The organism is Caldisphaera sp. (genome assembly GCF_046536515.1).
Taxonomy (GTDB): Archaea; Thermoproteota; Thermoprotei_A; order Sulfolobales; family Acidilobaceae; genus Caldisphaera.
In genome coordinates this window covers 1-4536 of sequence record NZ_JAWDMQ010000078.1, presented here as the reverse complement: position 1 = coordinate 4536, position 4536 = coordinate 1, and the positions used below count along the sequence as shown (strand labels likewise).

Below are 4536 nucleotides of genomic sequence, written 5' to 3'. Positions count from 1 at the left end.
TACATAGTTCCAACTATGGAAGAGTGGGAAGTATATCCTAGGGTTGCTGCTGCTGTCGCTGTTAAAGCTGTTGAGCAGGGCTTTGCTAGGAAGACAACAACGTATAAAGAAGAACTTGAAAGGGCTAGAAAAATTATTTCAAATACTAGAGAAAAAATTAAACTTTTGTGGGAGAAAGAATATATTCCTAAACCTTCAATAGATTATAAGGATTGAGGAGATTAAACATGTACGATACAGGTATAATAATTAGAAGGCCAGTAAAAAATGATGTTTTACCATTATCAGAACTTGTATATAGATTTTATGCTTTTAATGAGGAATTTGATTCATCTTGGGCTATTGCATCTAACGCTAAAGAAATTGCAGTTAAAGTTGCAGAAAGTATGATAAATAATTCAAATATTAACGTATTTGTCGCAGATTATGATAATATATTGTCTGGTTATATAAAATCCGTAACTAACGAAAATCCTTTGCTTATAAACAACAAAATAGAAATAATTAAGGAACTTTACGTAAAACCTCAAATGAGAAGAACGGGTATAGCAAGCATGCTTATACAAAAACTATCAGAAGAGGTTTCAAAGAATGGGATAAAGTACATTGCTGTTGAATTTCCAGTTCAAAATTGGATAGCAACAGATCTATACAAAAAATTAGGTTTTAGACCTTATTCAAGCACATATATTAAAGAGGTGTAAACATGTCTATTGAAAGAATCAATATAAGAGAAATCAACGAAAAAGATTTAAATCAAGTTGTAGAATTAATTGTAAGATTAAAAAGTGTAAATGAAGAATTAGATCCCAACTTTAAAGTAGTAAGTAATATATATGAGGTCGTTACAAATTACGTTAAAGAGTCTATAAATAATGATAAAGTGGTACTATTGGTTGCTGAGGATGAAAATGATAAAACCATTGCAGGAATAATAAGATTTATTATAATAGACAGGCTCTTTTATGAACCTAGAATTAAGGCTGAAATAACTGATTTCTATGTTAAGCCCATATATAGAAGGAAAAAATTAGGGGTTACGCTTTTGCAAAAAGCTATAGAATATGCGAAACTAAAAGGTGCTGGTATTTTAACAGCTATTTATCCTTCTGGAAATGAAATCGCAGACAGCTTCTATGACAAACAAGGTTTTATACCATTAAACAAAGAAAAATATAAAACTTGTATTTGATTTTTAAAATAACATATACATAATGAATAAACACATATTAATTTTTATTTTATTTGATTATCAAGGGAGAAAATGAGTGAAAAAAATATTAAAACCTTTATAAATGAATTGGAGTCATTGGTTGGAAGCAATAAAATTTTAATTGATGATATCATATTGAAACTTTATTCAAAAGAACCCTCCGGTATGGAAGGTAAAGCAAATGCTGTTATATTCCCTGAAAGTACAATCGATGTATCAAAAATTCTAAGCCTTGCATATGAATATGAAGTTCCTATCTATCCCCAAGGAAGTTCAAGTAGCTTATCAGGTAATGCTGTCCCTTTAAAAAATGGAGTCATAGTTAGTTTCGAAAGAATGAATAAAATAAAAGAACTAAATATAACCGATAGCATAGCTGTTGTTGAACCAGGCATTAGAATAGATGAACTTAACACAAATATAGAAAAAAGTGGATATATGTTTCCTATTGATCCTGCAAGCCAATCGGTAGCTACCATAGGAGGGGCAATAAACAATGGAGCGGGTGGACTTAAGGGAGCAAAATATGGAACTATGAAGGATTGGGTAAATGGACTCCAAATAGTATTAGCCGATGAAAATGGTTCAACTCTATTCGTTGGATGTAAGACAGTTAAGTGCAGAAAAGGATATGATCTGACAAGACTTATAATTGGAAGTGAAGGTACGTTAGCATTGGTAACTGAGGCCATATTAAGACTTACACCTATTCCTGAAAGCATAGTTACTTCTTTGGGTTTGTTTAATGATATAAACGACCTTCTTAATGCATTTATTGAAATAAAATCAAGCGGAATTCAACCTTATATAGCTGAATTTATGGATAACAAGACTGTTGAAATTGCATCTAATGGCCTTGACTTAAATTTCACCCCAGAAGGTAATATGCTTCTAGTTAGCATTGATACAACAAAAGAATCAGCAAATAAAGTTAAGAAATTTTTAGAAAATAAATTAAGCAAATATAATGCTAACAAAATTATTACTTCATTGAGTCAAGAAGAAGCTGAAGAAATGGGTCTATTTAAAATTAGAAGAAACCTATTTGCTGCTCAAACCTCCATGGGACAATCTATATATGGTACTAACAAAAAACTGCAAGTATTTATAGAAGATATTGTAGTTCCTCCATCCAAAATTATACAAGCTATTAATAAAGTAAGGGATCTAGGCAATAAATATGGATTGATAATAAGTATAGGTGGTCATATAGGAGACGGGAACATACATCCAAGTGTAGTATACGATCCAATGGATGAAAGCATTAAAAATAAGGTTATCAATTGGTACAATGATGTAATGAAAGTTGCTCTAGAACTCAATGGAAGCATTAGTGCAGAACATGGAATAGGACTCTTAAAAAAAGATGGCTTATCTATGGAAATGAAATATTATAATTCATCAAAAGAAATAAATATAATGAAATCTATAAAGTCAATCTTTGATCCAAAAGGGATTCTAAATCCAGGAAAGGTGCTTTAGTTGATTAATCATAAAATGGTATTAGATGAAGTTAACAGATGCATGTATTGCGGTTTTTGCGAATCAGTATGTCCAACAATAAATTTAGGACCTCACAGAGGTTATGGGCCTAGAGGGAGAGTTAATTTAATTAAAGAGGTTTTAGAAAATAATATTATAACAGGAGAATTATTATCGAGTATATATTCTTGTCTATTATGTGATGCCTGTTATCTAATATGTCCTGCAAAGATAGATATTGGAAGGGCTGTAAGAGAAGTTAGGTCTTTTATTAATTATAAACAAGATATTAAAGAGAAAATCATAATAAGGGAAAGGTGATATTATGGATGCAAAAGATATAATGGATTTACTTGCAGATATAACGCTAAAAACTGGATATCCTGTTCCTACAAATAAAAATGCAATATTTAAGTGGGCCGAACAACTTAGCTTACCTAGCAAAGGAAATACTTATATTTATACAGGAGCGCTTTATCAACTAATTCCTTATATTAATTATACAGTAAAATATTTGGAAATAATTTCAGATTTACCAGGAGGAAATGCATTGATAAACCTTGTTAAAAAAGTTGTTAAAATTTCACCTTATTACTTATCATCAATAATAAAACCAAATATTAAAGAGATAAACGAAAGTGAATCTACACTAAAAAATATTGCAAAACTTATATTGAAGTCCAATAAAGATATTTCATATTTATATGAGGATGATCTTTATAGCGGAGTATTGCTTTATGATTATGGCATGGATAATTATTTTCAAATACATGCTAACAGAGTATTTGAAAAATTTAAATTAAAAAATGTTAAGAAAGTTATAACTATAGATCCTCATACAACCCATGTTTTAAGAGAAGGTTACCCAAGATATGTCGACAAATTTGATATTGAAGTTATAAATTATTTGGAGCTATTAGAAGAGAACAATGCTGATTCAGAAAAACAAATCGATCTAACAGTAACCATACATGATCCTTGTTATTATTCAAGGTATGAAAATATAGTAGACCAACCTAGGAAACTTCTAAAATCTATGGGAGTTAAAATTAAAGAGGCTAAAAGGTCAGGCAAAAATACATTCTGTTGTGGAGGTCCATTAGAGTCTTTTTCTCCTAAATTTTCAGGTGATATTGCCAAAATTAGAATAAATCAACTTGTTTCAGAATCTAACATTATTATAACAATGTGTCCGATTTGCAAAGCCAATCTTAGCAGGGTAAAGCCTAGCAATACAAACATAATAGATATATCATATGTTTTGTCAAATAATTTATGATCTGACCTCCTCCCCGCCCTGAAGGGCAAGGTTTCCCTTAGGGTAGATCATAAGTTTGTGACATAAGTTTGTGATTTACCACCTTCATTTTCATCACTTCATGGCTAGTGGGTTTCACCCACCCCGCTCCATTCGTCCAGCAGTAAACCAATGGCTGAGCCTTCAACCAATTACCCCTATCCCTCACCACGGAGAACCCTCTATCCATGGATCCTAGGGACTTGGGGGTATGTTTTCAATGTGTAGGGACACACAATCTATATACTTTGGCCCTGATTTAGGGCTTCCCTACACGATTCCTATATTACACTTGTTAGTTGGGGTAGATGCATACTCATGTTTCAGTAACGCATACCCCTTTAGCAGCTGTCTTAATTTTTAATAAGTTTTCAATCTTAAAAAACTTTTCTCATCCCCGCCCTAAAGGGCGAGGCTTTCAGTTGTAAAAGCTTTCAAATTAATATTGTTAATAAATCATAATACATAAAAATCCTTTGAGGCAAATTTGAAAATATTTTTATTAGAAATTAATAAATATTTTTTAAATTTATTTAATCAAATA

General features: G+C 31.1%; 5 protein-coding genes and 1 pseudogene. All 6 read left to right on the top strand.

Translation table 11 applies throughout. The annotated features are described in order from the left end of the window. A pseudogene (locus RXO53_RS07780) lies at window positions 1-216 on the top strand (malate dehydrogenase); the annotation flags it as partial. A gap of 11 nt (window positions 217-227) precedes the next feature. After that, window positions 228-704 carry a GNAT family N-acetyltransferase gene (locus tag RXO53_RS07775; protein WP_410713657.1) on the top strand — a complete coding sequence of 159 codons (477 nt, stop codon included), beginning with the start codon at window positions 228-230 and terminating at the stop codon, window positions 702-704. Between the two features lie 2 nt (window positions 705-706). Further along, window positions 707-1192 (top strand): GNAT family N-acetyltransferase, encoded by a 486-nt coding sequence (locus RXO53_RS07770; protein ID WP_410713656.1) that lies wholly within the window; start codon window positions 707-709, stop codon window positions 1190-1192. Between the two features lie 72 nt (window positions 1193-1264). Further along, complete coding sequence (locus tag RXO53_RS07765; RefSeq protein ID WP_410713655.1) at window positions 1265-2695, top strand: FAD-binding oxidoreductase; 1431 nt, start codon at window positions 1265-1267, stop codon at window positions 2693-2695. Then, on the top strand, window positions 2696-3016 hold the full coding sequence (locus RXO53_RS07760) for a 4Fe-4S dicluster domain-containing protein (protein ID WP_410713654.1): 321 nt from the start codon (window positions 2696-2698) through the stop codon (window positions 3014-3016). A 4-nt stretch (window positions 3017-3020) separates the two neighbouring features. After that, window positions 3021-3974, top strand: coding sequence for a (Fe-S)-binding protein (locus RXO53_RS07755; protein ID WP_410713653.1), 954 nt, complete (start codon window positions 3021-3023; stop codon window positions 3972-3974). Window positions 3975-4536: the final 562 nt, after the last annotated feature.

Coding starts and splice junctions, on each gene's coding strand:
- RXO53_RS07775 (WP_410713657.1), top strand. CDS start 228: ATGTACGATACAGGTATAATAATTAGAAGGCCAGTAAAAAATGATGTT.
- RXO53_RS07770 (WP_410713656.1), top strand. CDS start 707: ATGTCTATTGAAAGAATCAATATAAGAGAAATCAACGAAAAAGATTTA.
- RXO53_RS07765 (WP_410713655.1), top strand. CDS start 1,265: ATGAGTGAAAAAAATATTAAAACCTTTATAAATGAATTGGAGTCATTG.
- RXO53_RS07755 (WP_410713653.1), top strand. CDS start 3,021: ATGGATGCAAAAGATATAATGGATTTACTTGCAGATATAACGCTAAAA.